General features: G+C 62.5%; 18 protein-coding genes and 1 riboswitch. Of the genes, 14 read left to right on the top strand and 4 right to left on the bottom strand.

Going from position 1 to position 16,202, the window contains the following annotated elements:
* Positions 1-38: 38 nt before the first annotated feature.
* Both JFU48_RS28400 and JFU48_RS28395 read right to left on the bottom strand, forming a co-directional pair.
* Positions 39-1,352, bottom strand: a complete 1,314-nt coding sequence (locus JFU48_RS28400) for a PQQ-dependent sugar dehydrogenase (protein WP_201138359.1) — start codon at positions 1,350-1,352, stop codon at positions 39-41.
* Between the two features lie 66 nt (positions 1,353-1,418).
* Positions 1,419-2,003, bottom strand: coding sequence for a hypothetical protein (locus JFU48_RS28395; protein ID WP_201138358.1), 585 nt, complete (start codon positions 2,001-2,003; stop codon positions 1,419-1,421).
* Between the two features lie 164 nt (positions 2,004-2,167).
* Positions 2,168-2,397: riboswitch (cobalamin riboswitch) on the top strand.
* Positions 2,398-2,478: 81 nt separating this feature from the next.
* On the opposite strand from JFU48_RS28395, the gene cobO reads away from it, so the two are divergent.
* From cobO to JFU48_RS28330, 14 genes are all read left to right on the top strand, one after another.
* Positions 2,479-3,090: a cob(I)yrinic acid a,c-diamide adenosyltransferase gene (gene cobO / locus JFU48_RS28390; protein ID WP_003223053.1), complete on the top strand. Its 612-nt coding sequence runs from the start codon at positions 2,479-2,481 to the stop codon at positions 3,088-3,090.
* A complete protein-coding gene (locus JFU48_RS28385; RefSeq protein WP_201138357.1) occupies positions 3,087-4,487 on the top strand; it encodes a cobyrinate a,c-diamide synthase in 1,401 nt (466 codons plus the stop codon). Before cobO ends, JFU48_RS28385 begins: the two co-directional genes overlap by 4 nt.
* Positions 4,484-5,134, top strand: a complete 651-nt coding sequence (gene bluB, locus JFU48_RS28380; RefSeq protein ID WP_103521553.1) for a 5,6-dimethylbenzimidazole synthase — start codon at positions 4,484-4,486, stop codon at positions 5,132-5,134. The genes JFU48_RS28385 and bluB overlap by 4 nt, the downstream gene beginning before the upstream one ends.
* A complete protein-coding gene (gene cbiB, locus JFU48_RS28375) occupies positions 5,131-6,039 on the top strand; it encodes an adenosylcobinamide-phosphate synthase CbiB (protein WP_003223058.1) in 909 nt (302 codons plus the stop codon). The genes bluB and cbiB overlap by 4 nt, the downstream gene beginning before the upstream one ends.
* Complete coding sequence (cobD, locus tag JFU48_RS28370; RefSeq protein WP_201138356.1) at positions 6,032-7,024, top strand: threonine-phosphate decarboxylase CobD; 993 nt, start codon at positions 6,032-6,034, stop codon at positions 7,022-7,024. The genes cbiB and cobD overlap by 8 nt, the downstream gene beginning before the upstream one ends.
* Positions 7,021-8,472 (top strand): cobyric acid synthase, encoded by a 1,452-nt coding sequence (locus JFU48_RS28365; protein WP_201138355.1) that lies wholly within the window; start codon positions 7,021-7,023, stop codon positions 8,470-8,472. The genes cobD and JFU48_RS28365 overlap by 4 nt, the downstream gene beginning before the upstream one ends.
* Before the next feature lie 228 nt (positions 8,473-8,700).
* Positions 8,701-9,222, top strand: a complete 522-nt coding sequence (gene cobU, locus JFU48_RS28360) for a bifunctional adenosylcobinamide kinase/adenosylcobinamide-phosphate guanylyltransferase (protein ID WP_201138354.1) — start codon at positions 8,701-8,703, stop codon at positions 9,220-9,222.
* The gene (cobT, locus tag JFU48_RS28355) at positions 9,219-10,274 is read left to right on the top strand and encodes a nicotinate-nucleotide--dimethylbenzimidazole phosphoribosyltransferase (protein ID WP_201138353.1); all 1,056 of its coding nucleotides are present in this window, start codon (positions 9,219-9,221) and stop codon (positions 10,272-10,274) included. Before cobU ends, cobT begins: the two co-directional genes overlap by 4 nt.
* The gene (gene cobC, locus JFU48_RS28350; RefSeq protein WP_201138352.1) at positions 10,271-10,846 is read left to right on the top strand and encodes an alpha-ribazole phosphatase family protein; all 576 of its coding nucleotides are present in this window, start codon (positions 10,271-10,273) and stop codon (positions 10,844-10,846) included. Before cobT ends, cobC begins: the two co-directional genes overlap by 4 nt.
* A 1-nt stretch (position 10,847) precedes the next feature.
* Entirely contained in the window at positions 10,848-11,579 is a 732-nt protein-coding gene (locus JFU48_RS28345; RefSeq protein WP_201138351.1) for an adenosylcobinamide-GDP ribazoletransferase, read from the top strand.
* Between the two features lie 174 nt (positions 11,580-11,753).
* Positions 11,754-12,158 (top strand): MarR family winged helix-turn-helix transcriptional regulator, encoded by a 405-nt coding sequence (locus JFU48_RS28340; protein ID WP_007950413.1) that lies wholly within the window; start codon positions 11,754-11,756, stop codon positions 12,156-12,158.
* 53 nt (positions 12,159-12,211) lie between these two features.
* Positions 12,212-13,420, top strand: coding sequence for an MFS transporter (locus JFU48_RS28335; protein ID WP_103486115.1), 1,209 nt, complete (start codon positions 12,212-12,214; stop codon positions 13,418-13,420).
* Positions 13,417-13,542 carry a hypothetical protein gene (locus tag JFU48_RS30245; RefSeq protein ID WP_274610515.1) on the top strand — a complete coding sequence of 42 codons (126 nt, stop codon included), beginning with the start codon at positions 13,417-13,419 and terminating at the stop codon, positions 13,540-13,542. Before JFU48_RS28335 ends, JFU48_RS30245 begins: the two co-directional genes overlap by 4 nt.
* 53 nt (positions 13,543-13,595) lie before the next feature.
* The gene (locus tag JFU48_RS28330; protein WP_003223074.1) at positions 13,596-14,153 is read left to right on the top strand and encodes a glutathione peroxidase; all 558 of its coding nucleotides are present in this window, start codon (positions 13,596-13,598) and stop codon (positions 14,151-14,153) included.
* 105 nt (positions 14,154-14,258) lie between these two features.
* Here the strand turns inward: JFU48_RS28330 and JFU48_RS28325 are convergent, their stop codons facing one another.
* A complete protein-coding gene (locus tag JFU48_RS28325) occupies positions 14,259-15,530 on the bottom strand; it encodes an OmpP1/FadL family transporter (protein ID WP_201138350.1) in 1,272 nt (423 codons plus the stop codon).
* A 146-nt stretch (positions 15,531-15,676) separates the two neighbouring features.
* Positions 15,677-16,159: a hypothetical protein gene (locus tag JFU48_RS28320; RefSeq protein ID WP_003223077.1), complete on the bottom strand. Its 483-nt coding sequence runs from the start codon at positions 16,157-16,159 to the stop codon at positions 15,677-15,679.
* Positions 16,160-16,202: the final 43 nt, after the last annotated feature.

Here is a 16,202-nt window from a genome sequence, read left to right as displayed (position 1 = left end):
AAGCCCGCTCCCACATTTGTTATGTGTCGGGCCCTGATTTATTTAGCGGACGACACCCGCCACACCTTGTTCCCCACATCATCCGCCACCAGCAAACCACCTTGCTGTTCGATCACCACACCCACCGGGCGGCCCAAGGCGTTCTCATCCTTGTCGAGGAACCCGGTCAGCACATCGATCGGTTGTCCGTTCGGCTTGCCGGCGGCGAACGGGACGAAAATCACTTTGTAGCCACTGTGCGGTTTGCGGTTCCACGAGCCGTGCTGGCCGATGAAGGCGCCGTCCTTGAATTGCGCCGGCAGGCTGTTGCCATCGGCGAACGTCAGGCCCAGCGAGGCGGTGTGCGGGCCAACGGCGTAGTCCGGGGCGATGGCTTTGGCTACCAGATCCGGATTCTGCGGTTTTACTCGCACATCCACGTGTTGACCGTAATAGCTGAATGGCCAGCCGTAAAAACCGCCGTCCTTGACCGAGGTGATGTAGTCCGGCACCAGGTCGCTGCCGATTTCGTCACGCTCGTTCACCGCTGTCCACAGCGCACCCGTGGTGGGTTCCCAGGCAAGACCGTTGGGGTTGCGGATGCCCGAGGCGAAAATCCGGTGGTTGCCGGTGGCGCGATCGACTTCCCAAATCGCTGCGCGACCTTCTTCTTTATCCAGACCATTCTCGCCAACGTTGCTGTTCGAGCCGACGGTGACGTACAGCTTGCTGCCGTCCTTGCTGGCGATGACGTTCTTGGTCCAGTGGTGGTTCAGCGTGCCGCCCGGCAGGTCGGTGACTTTGATCGGCTGCGTCTTGATCTCGGTCGCGCCGGGTTCGTAGTGGAAGCGCAGCAGGCGATCGGTGTCAGCGACGTACAGGTCATTGCCGACCAGGGTCATGCCAAACGGCGAATTGAGGTTTTGCAGAAACACCGTGCGCGTTTCGGCCACGCCATCGTGGTCGGCGTCGCGCAGCAGGGTGATGCGGTTCGGGCTCGGCACGCCAGCACCGGCCTTGCCCATGACTTTCTTCATCACCCAGCCACGAATGCCGGCGCTGTCATCGGGTTTCGGTGGGGCGTTGGTTTCCGCCACCAGCACGTCGCCGTTGGGCAGGACATAGAGCCAGCGCGGATGGTCGAGGCCTTCGGCAAACGCTGCCACTTGCGTGCCGGCTGCAGCGGTCGGTTTGCCGCCGGCGGGCCAGCCGATCGCCGGGGCGATGTTCACTGTCGGAATCAGGGTTTTGTTCGGTTCGGGCAGTTTCGGCGACGGGCCGGTGCCGTCGGAAACTTGCAGGCTGGAGGATTCACCGCAGGCGGCGAGCCCTCCGGCGAGGGCGATGACGAGAGCGAGTTGGGTTTTGCGCATTACTGATCTTCCCTATGAATGCATGCTTAATCATAGAGGAGCTTGCGCACCCGATGGTTCAACCGCTCAACCACGGGCCTCTTTGAACAGCACGGCGATGCCTGGGTGATAGTTACCCGCTTCGCTGCGCAACTTGCGGTAGGCGTAGGGGAAATACCAGGCCACTGCGCAGCAATGTTCCTTTTGCAGGTCGTCGACCATGTCCTGCAACTCTTCGGGGCTGGCGCTGTGTTGGGCTTTTTGCGGGGCGACGAACAGGCAACCGAGCTTGAGGTCGCTGGCAAAACTGATGCGTTTGGCGTCGCTGGTGATGTCCAGCAGGGCCTGGGTCAGGTTGAGGTTGTTGACTCGCGGCCAGCGCTGGGTCGCCTGAAGGTAGGCGCGGTCTTCGGCCCCGGCGATGAACAGGTCGGCGCGGGCGTTGCGTTCGCCGTCCTCGTTCTGTTTGCGCGTGGCGGTATCGCAAAGAGTCACCAGCTCGGCCATCCATGCCGCCGCGGAGAGCAGTCCGAGATTGGCTTTCTCGTCATGCCAGTAGGGGGTGTCGTTGTCGCCGCGTACAGCGTTGTAGCGGTCGATACAGTCAAACCAGCGTTCAAGCATCGGGCGCAGGAATTCCAGGCGCGGGTTGCTGATGATCATGCCTTGCATCGTCATCATCCTTATTGTTGTGATGTGCTTTTTCAACCAAAAGCATGGCTCTTTGATATCACTTGTCTCAGTGTGGCACAAGATTGGCGTCAGATAATTGATCGGCGGCAGTTATTCGCCCGACGGCCCCCTCTTTAATTGACGCTCCACCCCCAACCCTCTAACCTTCGCGGCTTGTTTCAGGTGCTCTGTGACCTGTGTCGACAGAGTGAAACAGGGAAGCCGGTGAGGGTTGTCTTCAGGCGAAGAACGATCACGATCCCGGCGCTGCCCCCGCAACGGTAAATGAGTGAAAACTGTGCATTGAGCCACTGTGTCGAAGACGCGGGAAGGCGCGCAGTCAGGCGATTCGCCGCTCATGAGCCCGGAGACCGGCCTGATCCATCCAGCGGCATCACGGTGGGCGATGCCAGGCTTTTTGCCGTCTATTCTTGTGCCTGCCCGCCGTTATCCAGCCTCAACGGAGAGCTCCCCCATGACCGATTCCCCCGAGCGCGACGAACGCCATCTGGCGCGTATGCAGCGCAAAAAAGCCGTGATCGACGAACGCATCGCCAATTCGCCTGACGAATGCGGCCTGGTGCTGGTGTTGACCGGCAATGGCAAAGGCAAAAGCAGCTCGGCGTTCGGCATGCTCGCCCGCGCCATGGGCCACGGCATGCAGTGCGGCGTGGTGCAGTTCATCAAAGGCCGCAATAGTACGGGCGAAGAACTGTTCTTCCGCCGTTTCCCCGAGCAAGTGCGCTTTCACGTGATGGGCGAGGGCTTCACCTGGGAAACTCAGGACCGCCAGCGCGACATCGCTGCCGCCGAAGCCGCGTGGGCCGTTTCCCGCGAGCTGCTGCGCGATCCGTCGATTGGCCTGGTGGTGCTGGACGAACTGAACATCGCGCTCAAGCACGGCTACCTCGATCTGGATCAGGTGCTCAGTGACTTGCAGGCGCGTCCGCCGATGCAGCACGTGATCGTCACCGGTCGCGCGGCCAAGCCGGAAATGATCGAGATGGGCGATACCGTCACCGAAATGGGCATGCTCAAACACGCCTTCCAGGCCGGCATCAAAGCGCAGAAAGGCGTCGAACTTTGAATCAACCACGTCACTGCCCGGCGGTACTGATTGCCGCGCCGGCCTCCGGTCAGGGCAAGACCACCGTCACCGCCGCGCTCGCTCGCTTGCATCGTAACCAAGGGCGCAAGGTGCGCGTGTTCAAGTGCGGCCCGGACTTTCTCGACCCGATGATTCTCGAGCGCGCCAGTGGTGCGCCGGTGTATCAACTGGACATGTGGATGGTCGGCGAGCAGGAAAGCCGCCGCCTGTTGTGGGAAGCCGCCGCCGAAGCCGATCTGATCCTGATCGAAGGCGTGATGGGCCTGTTCGACGGCACGCCGTCCAGCGCTGATCTGGCGCGGCATTTCGGCGTGCCGGTACTCGGCGTGATCGACGGCACCGCCATGGCCCAGACCTTTGGCGCGTTGGCGCTGGGGCTGGCGCGTTATCAGCCGGATCTGCCGTTCGCTGGCGTGCTGGCCAACCGTGTCGGCACTTTGCGTCATGCGCAATTGCTCGAAGGCAGCCTCACCGAAGGTTTGCGCTGGTACGGCGCATTGTCCCGGGAAACCGGGATCGAGTTGCCGAGCCGCCATCTCGGTCTGGTGCAGGCCAGTGAACTGAATGACCTCGACCTGCGCCTCGACGCCGCCGCCGAAGCCCTGGCCAGCAGTTGCGAGGTAGCGCTGCCACCGGCCGTGGCATTCGCCGCGCCCGAAGTGATCCCTGCTGAACCGCTGCTCGACGGCGTGCGCATTGCTGTCGCTCGCGATGAGGCTTTTGCCTTCACCTATGGCGCCAGTCTCGATCTGCTACGGGCGATGGGCGCTGAGTTGAGCTTCTTCTCGCCGATCCGCGATACCCAATTGCCTGCGGCCGACAGTCTGTATCTGCCCGGTGGTTACCCGGAGTTGCACCATGTCGCGCTGGCGCAAAACACCTCGATGCTCGACGCGATCCGTGCGCACCACGCCGCTGGCAAACCGCTGCTCGCCGAATGTGGCGGCATGCTCTATCTGCTCGACGCGTTGACCGACGTTGACGGCACCCGCGCCGAACTGGTGGGGCTGCTGCGCGGTGAGGCGGTGATGCAAAAACGTCTGGCGGCACTGGCACTGCAAGCGGTGGATTTGCCGGAAGGTTCGTTGCGCGGTCACACCTATCACCATTCCCTGACCAGCACCGAGCTGACGCCGATTGCCCGAGGCCTGAGCCCGAATGGCGGGCGTGGGGCCGAGGCGGTTTATCGGGAGGGGCGGATGACGGCGTCGTACGTGCATTTCTACTTTCCGTCGAATCCGACGGCGATTGCCGCGTTGTTTGCGCCAGATCTCAATACCGCCATCGCTGGCAAGCCAGCTCCCACAGTGGCCGGTGTCATGCCTGAAGAAACGCGATCCCCTGTGGGAGCTGGCTTGCCAGCGATGGGGCCATGACCGACAACGCATATTCCGAGGCCGAGCGCACAGCGATCTATAAGGCCATCGCCGAACGCCGCGACATGCGCCACTTCACCGGCGGCACGGTCGAGCCGGAGCTGCTGCGCCGTCTGCTCGAAGCCGCGCATCAGGCACCCAGCGTCGGCCTGATGCAGCCATGGCGTTTCATCCGCATCAGCGATCGCGCCTTGCGCGGGCAGATTCAGCACCTCGTCGAAGAAGAGCGCATCCGCACCGCCGAAGCCCTCGGCGAGCGCAGCGACGAGTTCATGAAGCTCAAGGTCGAGGGCATCAACGACTGCGCCGAAGTCCTGGTCGCGGCATTGATGGACGATCGCGAAAAACACATTTTCGGCCGTCGTACGCTGCCGGAAATGGACATGGCTTCGCTGTCCTGCGCGATCCAGAACTTGTGGCTGGCGTCCCGTGCCGAAGGACTGGGCATGGGCTGGGTTTCACTGTTCGAACCGCAGGCACTGGCCGATCTGCTGCAGTTGCCGGCCGGGGCCAAGCCGCTGGCAGTGTTGTGCCTGGGCCCGGTCAAAGAATTCTATCCGGCGCCGATGCTGGTACTCGAAGGGTGGGCGCAGGCGCGCCCGCTCAATGAGTTGCTGTACGAAAATTATTGGGGAGTGAGTCAATGAGTGTGGCGTTGTTGAGTGTCGCCGCGGTCGCGCTGGATGCGCTGCTGGGTGAACCGAAACGCTGGCATCCGCTGGTGGCGTTCGGCAATTTTGCCGGGCGCATCGAGCGCCGTTTCAATGCGGGCGGGCGTGGCTGGCGCAGTCACGGGGTCACCGCGTGGGTGATCGCCGTGTTGCCGCTGACCTTGCTCGCCACCGCGTTTTCCTGGGCACCGTACGTGGGCTGGATCGTCGAGATTCTGGCGCTGTATTGCGCCCTCGGCATGCGCAGCCTCGGTGAGCATGTCGCGCCGGTAGCCGCCGCCTTGCGCGCTGATGATCTGCAAGAGGCGCGCAAACGCGTCGGCTATCTGGTCAGTCGCCAGACCAGCGAACTGGACAGCACCGCCGTCGCTCGCGCCGCGACTGAATCGGTGCTGGAAAACGGCAGTGACGCGGTGTTCGCCGCGCTGTTCTGGTTTGTCGTGGCCGGCGCGCCGGGCGTGGTGCTCTATCGCCTGAGCAATACCCTCGACGCGATGTGGGGCTATCGCAACGAACGCTTCGAGCGCTTCGGCTGGTGCGCGGCAAAAATCGACGACGTGCTCAACTACATTCCGGCACGGCTGGTGGCGCTGACCTACGCGCTGCTGGGCAACACCCGGCTTGCCTGGAAATGCTGGCGCACTCAGGGGCCGCAATGGGACAGCCCTAACGCCGGTCCGGTGATGGCGGCCGGTGCCGGTGCGCTGGGTGTCGAACTGGGCGGGCCGGCGATCTATCACGGCGAACTGCATCAGCGTCCACAACTGGGTGAGGGGCCGCCAGCCGATGCCGATTCGATTGATCGCGGCTGGCAATTGGTCCAGCGCGGGGTATGGTTATGGCTGCTGATTCTCTGCGTGGGGGCTGAATTCTATGCTTGAGCACGGTGGCCGGCTGCGCAAGGCTGCACTCGATTACGGGATTGCCGAGGCTGACTGGCTCGACCTGTCCAGCGGCCTCGCGCCGTGGCCGTTTGCGGTGCCGGAGATTCCGTTGCGCGCCTGGGCACGCTTGCCGGAAACCGATGACGGACTGGAGCAGGCCGCGTGCGATTACTACGGCGCCTCGCAGGTGCTGCCGGTGGCCGGTTCGCAAATGGCGATCCAGTTGCTGCCGCGTTTGCGCCGCGCCGGCAAGGTCGGCGTGTTGTCGCCGTGTTATGCCGAGCACGCTGAAGCCTGGCGCCGCAGCGGTTACATCGTGCGCGAAGTGCTGGAGCAGGAAGTCGAATTCTTTCTCGACAGCCTCGACGTGCTGGTGGTGGTCAATCCGAATAACCCGACAGGCCTGAGCCTGACCCCGGCGCGGCTGCTCGATTGGCACGCGCGGCTGGCTCAGCGGGGTGGCTGGCTGGTGGTCGATGAAGCGTTCATGGACAACACGCCGCAGCTGAGTCTGGGGCCGCATACCCACCAGATCGGTTTGATTGTGCTGCGCTCGTTCGGCAAGTTTTTCGGTCTGGCCGGAGTGCGTCTGGGCTTTGTGCTGGCCGAGCGCAAATTGCTCAGATTGCTCGCCGAACAGGTCGGACCCTGGGCGGTCAGCGGGCCGACACGGGTGCTCGGTCAGGCCTGTCTGCAAGACACCGAAGCGCAGACCCGGCAACGCATTCGCAGCGATGAGGCCAGTGAACGTCTGGCGCTGCTGCTGGAGCGCTACGGCTTCAAACCCCACGGCGGTTGCGCGTTATTTCAGTGGCTGATCACCGAGCACGCGGCGGCGCTGCACGAATTCATGGCCCGGCGCGGCATCCTCCTGCGCATCTTCGTTCACAACAGCAGTTTGCGTTTCGGTCTGCCCGCCAACGCCGCTGAAGAAGCGCGTCTCGAACACGCGCTGCAAGCCTTTGCCAAGGAATCGAAATGACCACCCTGATGGTGCAAGGCACCACTTCCGACGCCGGTAAAAGCACGCTGGTGACGGCGCTGTGCCGCTGGGCCACCCGTCAGGGCGTGGCAGTGGTGCCGTTCAAACCGCAGAACATGGCACTCAACAGCGCGGTGACCGCCGACGGCGGCGAGATCGGCCGGGCGCAGGCGGTGCAGGCGCAAGCGGCGCACCTCGAACCGCACACCGACATGAATCCGGTGCTGCTCAAGCCCAACAGCGACACCGGCGCGCAGGTGATCATCCATGGCCGCGCGGTCACCAGCATGAACGCGGTGGCGTATCACGACTACAAAGCCATCGCCATGCAAGCGGTGCTCGCGTCGCACCAGCGACTCAGCGCGGCATATCCGCTGGTGATGGTCGAAGGCGCTGGCTCGCCGGCCGAGATCAACCTGCGTGCCGGTGACATCGCCAACATGGGCTTTGCCGAAGCGGTGGATTGCCCGGTGCTGCTGATCGCCGACATCAATCGCGGTGGGGTTTTCGCTCATCTGGTCGGCACGCTTGAACTGCTGTCGCCGAGCGAGCAGGCGCGGGTCAAGGGCTTCATCATCAACCGTTTTCGCGGTGACATCGCCTTGCTGCAACCAGGCCTCGACTGGCTGGAACAGCGCACCGGCAAACCGGTGGTCGGCGTGCTGCCGTACGTGATGGATCTGCACCTGGAAGCCGAGGACGGCATCGACCAGCGCCAGACCGACAAGGCCGAGCAAGTGCTGAAAGTGGTGGTGCCGGTGCTGCCGCGCATCAGCAATCACACTGACTTTGATCCGCTGCGTTTGCATCCGCAGGTCGATCTGCAATTCGTCGGCCCGGGGCAGGCGATTCCGGCTGCCGACTTGATCATCCTGCCCGGCTCGAAAAGCGTGCGCAGCGACCTCGCGTATCTGCGCGCCAATGGCTGGGATGAGGCAATCAATCGGCACCTGCGTTATGGCGGCAAGTTGCTGGGGATTTGTGGTGGTCTGCAAATGCTTGGCGAGCAAGTACACGATCCGCTGGGCCTGGAAGGCGCGCCGGGATCCAGTGTCGGACTGGGTTTGCTGGCGTTCGAAACCACGCTGGAAGCCGAGAAGCAATTGCGCAATGTACGCGGACGTCTGGCGCTGGAAAACGCCGAGGTCAGTGGCTATGAAATTCATGCGGGCGTGACGGTGGGGCCGGCGCTGGAGAACGCGGCGGTGCATCTGGATGACGGCCGTTGTGACGGTGCGCAGAGTCTGGACGGGCAGGTGTTCGGTACTTATCTGCACGGCTTGTTCGAATCACCGCAAGCCAGTGCCGCGTTGCTGCGCTGGGCCGGGTTGAGCGATGTGCAGGAGGTGGATTACCACGGCTTGCGCGAGCGCGATATCGAGCGGCTGGCGGATCTGGTGGAGCAGCATCTGGATACCGGGCTACTGCGTCAGCTCTGTGGGATTTAGGCTGGCTGTTACGGCCTCTTCGCGAGCAGGCTCGCTCCCACTTTGGAACGCATTCCCATGTGGGAGCGAGCCTGCTCGCGAAGGGGCCGGTTGCCTCAATACATAAATGACAGGACATCTCCATCCTCCACAGGGGAGTGAGGTGTTTCAGCCACTGCGGTCACTGTGGGAGCGGGCTTGCCCGCGAAGAGGGCGATTGCCTCAACACATAATTTTCAGGATGTCCCCATGCTCCAACTGATCCTCGGCGGCGCCCGCTCCGGCAAAAGTCGCCTGGCGGAAAAACTCGCCAGCGCCAGCCATCTGGCGGTCACTTACATCGCCACCAGCCAGCCGCTGGACGGCGAGATGAATGAACGCGTCGCCCATCACCGCGCGCGGCGTCCGGCCGAATGGGCGCTGATCGAAGAGCCGCTGCAACTGGCCCGTGTCCTGCGTGAAAGCGCCAGCGCCGAGCGTTGCCTGCTGGTGGATTGCCTGACCCTTTGGCTGACCAATATGCTGATGCTCGATGACGCCGCGCGTCTCGCCGCTGAGCGTGAAGCCCTGCTGGACTGCCTGGCGTCATTGCCGGGAGAAATCATTTTTGTCAGCAACGAGACCGGAATGGGTGTCGTGCCGCTGGGCGAATTGACTCGCCGCTACGTCGATGAAGCCGGTTGGCTGCATCAAGCTCTGGCCGAGCGTTGTCAGCGAGTCGTCCTGACCGTCGCCGGCCTGCCCCTGACCCTGAAAGGACCTGCGTTATGACCCAAGCGTGGTGGTTGAACCCGTGCCAATCCGTGAATGCCGAGATCGTTGAACAGGCGGCGGCGCGCCAACAGCAACTGACCAAACCGGCCGGCTCCCTCGGTCGCCTCGAAACCGTGGCGGTGCAACTGGCCGGATTGCAGGGGCAGATCAAGCCGACGATTGAACAGGTGTGGATCGCGATTTTTGCCGGCGATCACGGGGTGGTCGCGGAAGGCGTTTCCGCGTTCCCGCAGGAAGTCACCGGGCAGATGTTGCTCAACTTCGTCAGCGGCGGTGCGGCAATCAGCGTGCTGGCGCGGCAGCTCGATGCGCGTCTGGAAGTGGTCGATCTGGGTACCGTGACGCCGACGTTGAATCTGCCGGGCGTGCGTCATCTGAACATCGGCCCGGGCACAGCGAATTTCGCCAAAGGCGCGGCGATGACCCGAGCGCAGGGCGAACTCGCCTTGCAGGCCGGTCGTGACAGCGTGCTGCGGGCCAAAGCCGCTGGCGCACAGTTGTTCATCGGCGGCGAAATGGGCATCGGCAACACCACCGCCGCCAGTGCGCTGGCCTGTGCCTTGCTCGACTGTCCGGTGGTGCACCTGACCGGTCCCGGTACCGGGTTGAGTGCCGAGGGCGTCAGCCATAAAGCGCAAGTGATCGAGCGCGCACTGGCGTTGCACGCGGCGCAACGTGGCGATGCGCTGCAAACCCTGTTCAACCTCGGCGGTTTTGAAATCGCCGCACTGGTCGGCGCGTATCTGGCCTGTGCGCAGGAAGGCGTCGCGGTGCTGGTCGACGGCTTTATCTGCACGGTCGCTGCGCTGGTGGCGGTGCGGCTGAATCCGGCCTGCCGCGAGTGGCTGCTGTTCGGCCACCGTGGCGCCGAGCCGGGCCATCGCCACGTGCTGGAAACCCTCAACGCTGAACCGCTGCTGGAGCTTGGCTTGCGTCTGGGCGAGGGCAGTGGGGCGGCGTTGGCTGTGCCGCTGTTGCGTCTGGCCTGCGACCTGCACGGGCAAATGGCGACGTTCGCCGAAGCCGCGGTGGCGGATCGTCCGGCATGACGTTGCGTCTGGACCTGCTGCGCCACGGTGAGACTGAACTGGGCGGCGGTTTGCGCGGCAGCCTCGATGATGCGCTGACTGAAAAAGGCTGGGCGCAGATGCGTGCCGCCGTGGTGGCGGGTGGGCCGTGGGACCGGTTGGTCAGTTCGCCGCTGCAGCGGTGTGCGCGGTTTGCTGCCGAGCTGGGCGAGCAATTGAATCTGCCGGTTCATTTGGACAAGGATCTGCAGGAATTGCATTTCGGTGCCTGGGAAGGGCAGAGCGCAGCGGCGTTGATGGAGACTGATGCCGAGGCGCTGGGGCTGTTCTGGGCCGATCCATATGCCTTCACGCCGCCGCAGGGCGAACCGGTCAGGGATTTTGCTGAACGTGTGCTCGGCGCGGTGGCGCGTTTGCATCAGGCCTATGCCGGCGAGCGCGTGTTGCTGATCAGTCATGGTGGCGTGATGCGCCTGCTGCTGGCGCAGGCGCGTGGTTTGCCGCGAGAGCAGTTGCTCAATGTCGAAGTCGCGCATGCTGCGCTGTTCGCGCTGAGCGTCGAAGCCGATGGCGTGCTGAAGGAAGGTCACTGAGATGCTGCCACTGTGGATCGCCCTGCAATTTCTCAGCAGCTTGCCGATTCGTCTGCCGGGGATGCCGGAGCCGGAACAGCTCGGGCGTTCGCTGCTGTTTTATCCGCTGGTGGGGTTGCTGTTCGGGCTGATCCTCTGGGTGTTGAACCTGGCATTGAGCGGCGCGCCGTTGCTGCTGCATGCGGCGCTGTTGCTGACGGTGTGGGTGCTGCTCAGCGGGGCGCTGCACCTCGATGGTCTGGCTGACAGCGCCGATGCCTGGCTCGGTGGCTTCGGTGATCGCGAGCGCACGCTGACGATCATGAAAGATCCGCGCAGCGGGCCGATTGCCGTGGTGACGCTGGTGTTGGTGTTGCTGCTGAAGTTCTGCGCGTTGCTGGCGCTGATCGAGCAAGGGCATGCGCTGATGTTGCTCATCGTACCGCCGCTCGGACGTGCGGCGTTGCTGGGGCTGTTTCTGACCACGCCGTATGTGCGAGCGGGTGGGTTGGGGCAGGCGTTGGCTGATCATTTGCCGCGCCGGGCCGGTTGGTGGGTGCTAGGGGCGAGTGCGCTGGCCTGCTTGCTGATTGCCGGGGTGACAGCGATTGTTGCGCTGGTTGTCGCGTTCGTTGGGTTTGTCTGGCTGCGGCAGGTGATGATGCGGCGGTTGGGCGGGACTACGGGCGATACAGCGGGGGCGTTGCTGGAATTGCTGGAAATGGCGGTGTTGGTTGGAGTGGTGTTTGTCTGAGATATTTGTGTTGCCTGTTCTGGCTTCATCGCGAGCAGGCTCACTCCTACAGGGGAATGCGGTCAATTTGTAGGAGTGAGCCTGCTCGCGATAGCGGTCTGTCCAACACCGGCACTACTACTGAAAAAACATGTGTAACTTGATTTAACACAGTCGCGGGTATATACACGCATCATGCTTCCTTCTCAGTGTTTGTGCACCAACCTGCGTCGCGCCGCTCGTGGCGTCAGCAGGCATTACGACGGCGCTCTCGACGGCTTCGGGATCAACGTTGCCCAGTATTCTTTGCTGTGCAACCTGCAGCGTCTGGATCAACCGAGCATCTCGGAACTGGCCGAAGCCATGGGCCTGGATCGCAGCACCCTGGGGCGCAACCTGCGGGTGCTCGAAGGCGAAGGGCTGGTGGCGCTGGCCGAGGGCGAGGACATGCGTAATCGCATCGTCCGGCTCACCGAAACCGGTGCACAGCGCCTTGCGGCGGCCCTGCCGGCCTGGGAAGCGGCGCAACAGCGATTGATCGATCGGCTGGGCGCCGAGAAGCGTGAAACCTTGCTGCGACTGTTGGACGAACTGGCCTGAAGGCCGGTTTTTCCGGTTTTAAGCGGGTATATACCCGCGAACGGAGAATAACAATGACATCGATGTGGCGTACGTGCGGTTGGGTGTTGCTGGGAAGTGCGCTGATTCTGGCGTTGTCATTGGGCGTGCGGCACGGCTTCGGTCTGTTCCTGTCGCCGATGAGTGCGCAGTTCGGCTGGGGGCGCGAAGTGTTCGCCTTCGCCATCGCCCTGCAGAACCTGATCTGGGGCCTGGCGCAGCCGTTCACGGGCGCGCTGGCTGACCGTTTCGGTGCGGCGAAAGTGGTGTTGGTCGGCGGCGTGCTGTATGCCGCGGGCCTGGTGTGTATGGGCTTGTCCGATTCGGCGCTGACCCTGTCGCTGAGTGCCGGTCTGTTGATCGGTATCGGCCTGTCTGGCACCTCGTTCTCGGTGATTCTCGGTGTGGTTGGGCGTGCCGTGCCGCCGGAAAAACGCAGCATGGGCATGGGCATCGCCAGTGCTGCCGGTTCGTTCGGCCAGTTTGCGATGTTGCCGGGCACGCTGGGTTTGATCGGCTGGCTCGGCTGGTCGGCGGCGCTGCTGGTGCTTGGCCTGCTGGTGGCGCTGATCGTGCCGCTGGTGAGCATGCTCAAGGACAAGCCGTTGCCGGTGCTGGGCCACGAGCAAACCCTGTCCGAAGCGTTACGTGAGGCCTGCTCGCACTCGGGTTTCTGGTTGTTGGCGTTCGGCTTTTTCGTCTGCGGTTTTCAGGTGGTGTTCATTGGCGTGCATTTGCCGGCCTATCTGGTTGATCAGCATCTGCCCGCCACGGTTGGCACTACGGTGCTGGCGCTGATCGGACTGTTCAATATCTTCGGCACTTACACTGCCGGCTGGCTCGGCGGGCGCATGTCCAAGCCGCGTCTGCTGACGGCGTTGTACCTGTTACGGGCGGTGGTGATCGTACTGTTTCTGTGGCTGCCGGTGACGACGACCTCGGCGTACCTGTTCGGCATGGCCATGGGCTTCCTGTGGCTGTCGACGGTGCCATTGACCAACGGTACGGTGGCGACCTTGTTTGGCGTGCGTAACCTGTCCATGCTCGGCGGTATCGTGTTCCTGTTCCATCAGCTCGGCTCGTTCCTCGGCGGCTGGCTGGGTGGGGTGGTGTATGACCGTACCGGGAGTTATGACTTGATCTGGCAAGTGGCGATTCTCTTGAGCCTGCTGGCGGCTGCGCTGAACTGGCCAGTGCGCGAGCGTCCCGTGGCGCGTCTGCAACCGGCTGTCGGCGCCGTATGAAGCGTTCCTGGCCGCGAATCGCCTTCATCGCACTCGGCGCGCTGTTGCTGGCGCTGGTGTGGTGGGGCTGGCATCAGGGCGGGCTGGCGTTGATGCAGTTGGGCATGGCCGCTTGCTTGTAGGCTTGGAGGGCGAGTAACGTCGATGTCTGATAACCGCATCAAGGATGCCCGACATGTTCATGCGCTGGTGTGCTGTACCCGCGTTGTTGATGGCGTTGACCGGACTGGCCCAGGCCGCTGATTGTCCGGAGGCGCTGCAAGGTTCGTTGCCCAAGTTGCGCGCCAAGGAATCCGTCGATCTGTGCCAGCGTTACGCTGGCAAACCGCTGGTGGTGGTCAATACCGCCAGTTTCTGTGGCTTCGCCCCGCAGTTCGAGGGCCTCGAGGCGCTCAATCAGCACTACAAGGCGCAAGGCCTGGAAATGCTCGGCGTACCGTCCAACGACTTCAAGCAGGAGTCCAAGGACAGCGCCGAAACCGCCAAGGTCTGCTACGCCAATTACGGCGTGACCTTCACCATGACCGAACCGCAGAAAGTCCGTGGCGACGACGCTACTCATCTGTTCAAGGTGCTGGCCGAGCAGAGCAGCGCGCCGAAGTGGAATTTCTACAAGTACGTGATTGATCGTCAGGGCAAGGTGATCGCGAATTTCTCCAGCCTGACCAAACCCGATGATCCGGAGTTTATTGCGGCGGTTGAAAAGGCCATTGCCTCAAAACCTCTCAACTGATAACACACGCTTTTTGTGGTGTCTGAACAGGCACAAAAAAGCCCCGCTTTCTGCAAAGAGAGCGGGGCTTTTCAATGGGCGAGGGGTTAGCCTCGCCGTGCAGCATCAGAAGCGATAGGTCGCGCCGACACCGAAACCGTTTGCCGAGTTTTCATACTTGGCGTCGTAGGTCTGGCCACGATCGTTTTCGTTGTGGACTTTGATCGCTTCTTCCTTCAAGTACGAGTAGGCCACGTCGATGGTCAGCGCTTCGGTTGGGCTCCAGCCGGCACCGATGCTGAAAATGGTCCGGTCGCCAGTAGGGATACGCGGCGAACGGTCGACGTTGTTGGTCGGCGACTGGTCGAAGGTCAGACCGGTACGCAGTACCCATTCCTTGTTCAACTGGTACGAAGTACCCACGGCGTAAGCCCAGGAGTCATGCCAGTTCTGCTCTTCGGTGATCTCGCCAAACTGACCGGCCAGCAGCGGCTGCACGCCCGAGTTTTCAACGGTGATCTTTTTCAGCTGGCTCCAGCGCGTCCAGGTGGAACCGGCGTAGACGTTCCAGCGGTCGTTGATCGCTTGAGTAACCGAGAAGTCCACAGATTCAGGCGTGGTGATCTTCAGCGAAGCGTCGTACTTCTGCTCGGCACCCAGACCGATAGCGCCCAGCACGCCGTAGTTGACCTTGGTGTTGCCTTCGAGCTTGTAGTCGACTTTCGAGTGGTACGTCAGACCCAGACGGGTGGTGTCAGTGGCCTGAACCAGTACGCCGATGTTGTAGCCCAGCGCAGTGTCGTCACCCTTGATCTTGACCTTGCCGTCCGGCGCAGCCTGGGTAATCGACAGGTTGGATTCCAGCGTGCCGTCGATGCGGTTGATGGTCGGACCGAAACCTACCGACACCACGTCGTTGAACTTGTAGCTGACAGTCGGCTGGAAGGTGATGACCTGGACTTCGGACTTGCTGCCGAAGTAACGGCCGGCAAAGCCTTTTTCGTAGTCGGTAATCAGGCCGAACGGCACGTACACGCCGAGGCCGAATGCCCAATGCTCGTCGATCGGTTTGACGTAGAAGCCCATAGGTACGGAGGTGAAGGGCACCATGTCGCCTTTGTTGCTGCCGCCGTTCGGGCTGGAGCTGGCGTCTTTGATATCGGTTTTGGCATCGAGGAATGCAACGCCGCCAGTGACTTGTTCGCTTGTGAGGCGCGACATGCCGGCAGGGTTACCGTAAACAGTGCTTGCGTCGTCGGCAGAAGAAGATCGCCCGGCATAACCAGTGCCCATGCCGCTGATGCTGTGTTCGTTGATGGCAAAGCCAGCTGCGAAGATCTGGGTGGATGCCAAGGAAACGGCGAGGCTAATGGTGGTTTTGAGCATTACTTTTTTCATTATTAGAACTCCTGGTGATCACCGGGGCGAAAATTACCAACATTTTCGTTCCAGCGCTATAGTCCGTATAGCCTGAGTTAGAGCGGTTTTGTAGGACAATCCGACCAGAATCCTGACCTGTTGGCCGATCTTTGGAAACTGCAGGGTCAACATGCGACCTGATTCACAGGTGAAACACAGGTGTGCCAGGCGTAAGTAAAGTCGCGCAGGCGGCCTTGGGGCTGGAAGGTCTGGCGCCAGATTCGCGCCATGCCCAGCAGGTCATCGGCGTCGGGGAGCTGAGTGTTTTGTTCTTCGACCAACAGCCAGGCAATGGCGGTGGCGTAACGCAGGTTGACGGTCAGTTCGAGGTGCGGGCCGCTCAAAAAAGCATGTTGGCTGGCGAGGCCGCGAACCAGGCTTGCGCGTTCCGGATCGAGTGCCAGGTAATGGTCCCAGAGAGCCTGATGGCGGTGCTCGGCAATCCGGTAGAGGCCGTGGCCACGGCGGTCATGCAGGGCGGAGCCGAGGGCGGATTGGCTGGCGGCGATCCCCAGTAGCAGGGATTCGGCGGTTGCGCAGTGGCGTCCCAGATAGATCAGTGTGGGACGGATCACATAGCGGCACAGTTCGCTGGCAGCGATACCCATAATGCCCTCGATTCTTGTAATTGGGCGGCGATACCTGAAGGGG

This window comes from Pseudomonas sp. TH49, assembly GCF_016650625.1.
In the GTDB taxonomy this organism is placed as follows: domain Bacteria; phylum Pseudomonadota; class Gammaproteobacteria; order Pseudomonadales; family Pseudomonadaceae; genus Aquipseudomonas; species Aquipseudomonas fluorescens_H.
This window is presented reverse-complemented; position numbering and strand designations above follow the sequence as displayed.

What these genes read in the sequence shown, in the direction of transcription:
- cobU (WP_201138354.1), top strand. Translation starts at nt 8,701, where the DNA reads ATGCTCCAACTGATCCTCGGCGGCGCCCGCTCCGGCAAAAGTCGCCTG.
- cbiB (WP_003223058.1), top strand. Translation starts at nt 5,131, where the DNA reads ATGAGTGTGGCGTTGTTGAGTGTCGCCGCGGTCGCGCTGGATGCGCTG.
- JFU48_RS28330 (WP_003223074.1), top strand. Translation starts at nt 13,596, where the DNA reads ATGTTCATGCGCTGGTGTGCTGTACCCGCGTTGTTGATGGCGTTGACC.
- JFU48_RS30245 (WP_274610515.1), top strand. Translation starts at nt 13,417, where the DNA reads ATGAAGCGTTCCTGGCCGCGAATCGCCTTCATCGCACTCGGCGCGCTG.
- cobO (WP_003223053.1), top strand. Translation starts at nt 2,479, where the DNA reads ATGACCGATTCCCCCGAGCGCGACGAACGCCATCTGGCGCGTATGCAG.
- cobD (WP_201138356.1), top strand. Translation starts at nt 6,032, where the DNA reads ATGCTTGAGCACGGTGGCCGGCTGCGCAAGGCTGCACTCGATTACGGG.
- JFU48_RS28400 (WP_201138359.1), bottom strand. Translation starts at nt 1,352, where the DNA reads ATGCGCAAAACCCAACTCGCTCTCGTCATCGCCCTCGCCGGAGGGCTC.
- JFU48_RS28345 (WP_201138351.1), top strand. Translation starts at nt 10,848, where the DNA reads ATGCTGCCACTGTGGATCGCCCTGCAATTTCTCAGCAGCTTGCCGATT.
- JFU48_RS28395 (WP_201138358.1), bottom strand. Translation starts at nt 2,003, where the DNA reads ATGCAAGGCATGATCATCAGCAACCCGCGCCTGGAATTCCTGCGCCCG.
- JFU48_RS28335 (WP_103486115.1), top strand. Translation starts at nt 12,212, where the DNA reads ATGACATCGATGTGGCGTACGTGCGGTTGGGTGTTGCTGGGAAGTGCG.
- bluB (WP_103521553.1), top strand. Translation starts at nt 4,484, where the DNA reads ATGACCGACAACGCATATTCCGAGGCCGAGCGCACAGCGATCTATAAG.
- JFU48_RS28340 (WP_007950413.1), top strand. Translation starts at nt 11,754, where the DNA reads ATGCTTCCTTCTCAGTGTTTGTGCACCAACCTGCGTCGCGCCGCTCGT.
- JFU48_RS28320 (WP_003223077.1), bottom strand. Translation starts at nt 16,159, where the DNA reads ATGGGTATCGCTGCCAGCGAACTGTGCCGCTATGTGATCCGTCCCACA.
- cobT (WP_201138353.1), top strand. Translation starts at nt 9,219, where the DNA reads ATGACCCAAGCGTGGTGGTTGAACCCGTGCCAATCCGTGAATGCCGAG.
- cobC (WP_201138352.1), top strand. Translation starts at nt 10,271, where the DNA reads ATGACGTTGCGTCTGGACCTGCTGCGCCACGGTGAGACTGAACTGGGC.
- JFU48_RS28365 (WP_201138355.1), top strand. Translation starts at nt 7,021, where the DNA reads ATGACCACCCTGATGGTGCAAGGCACCACTTCCGACGCCGGTAAAAGC.
- JFU48_RS28325 (WP_201138350.1), bottom strand. Translation starts at nt 15,530, where the DNA reads ATGAAAAAAGTAATGCTCAAAACCACCATTAGCCTCGCCGTTTCCTTG.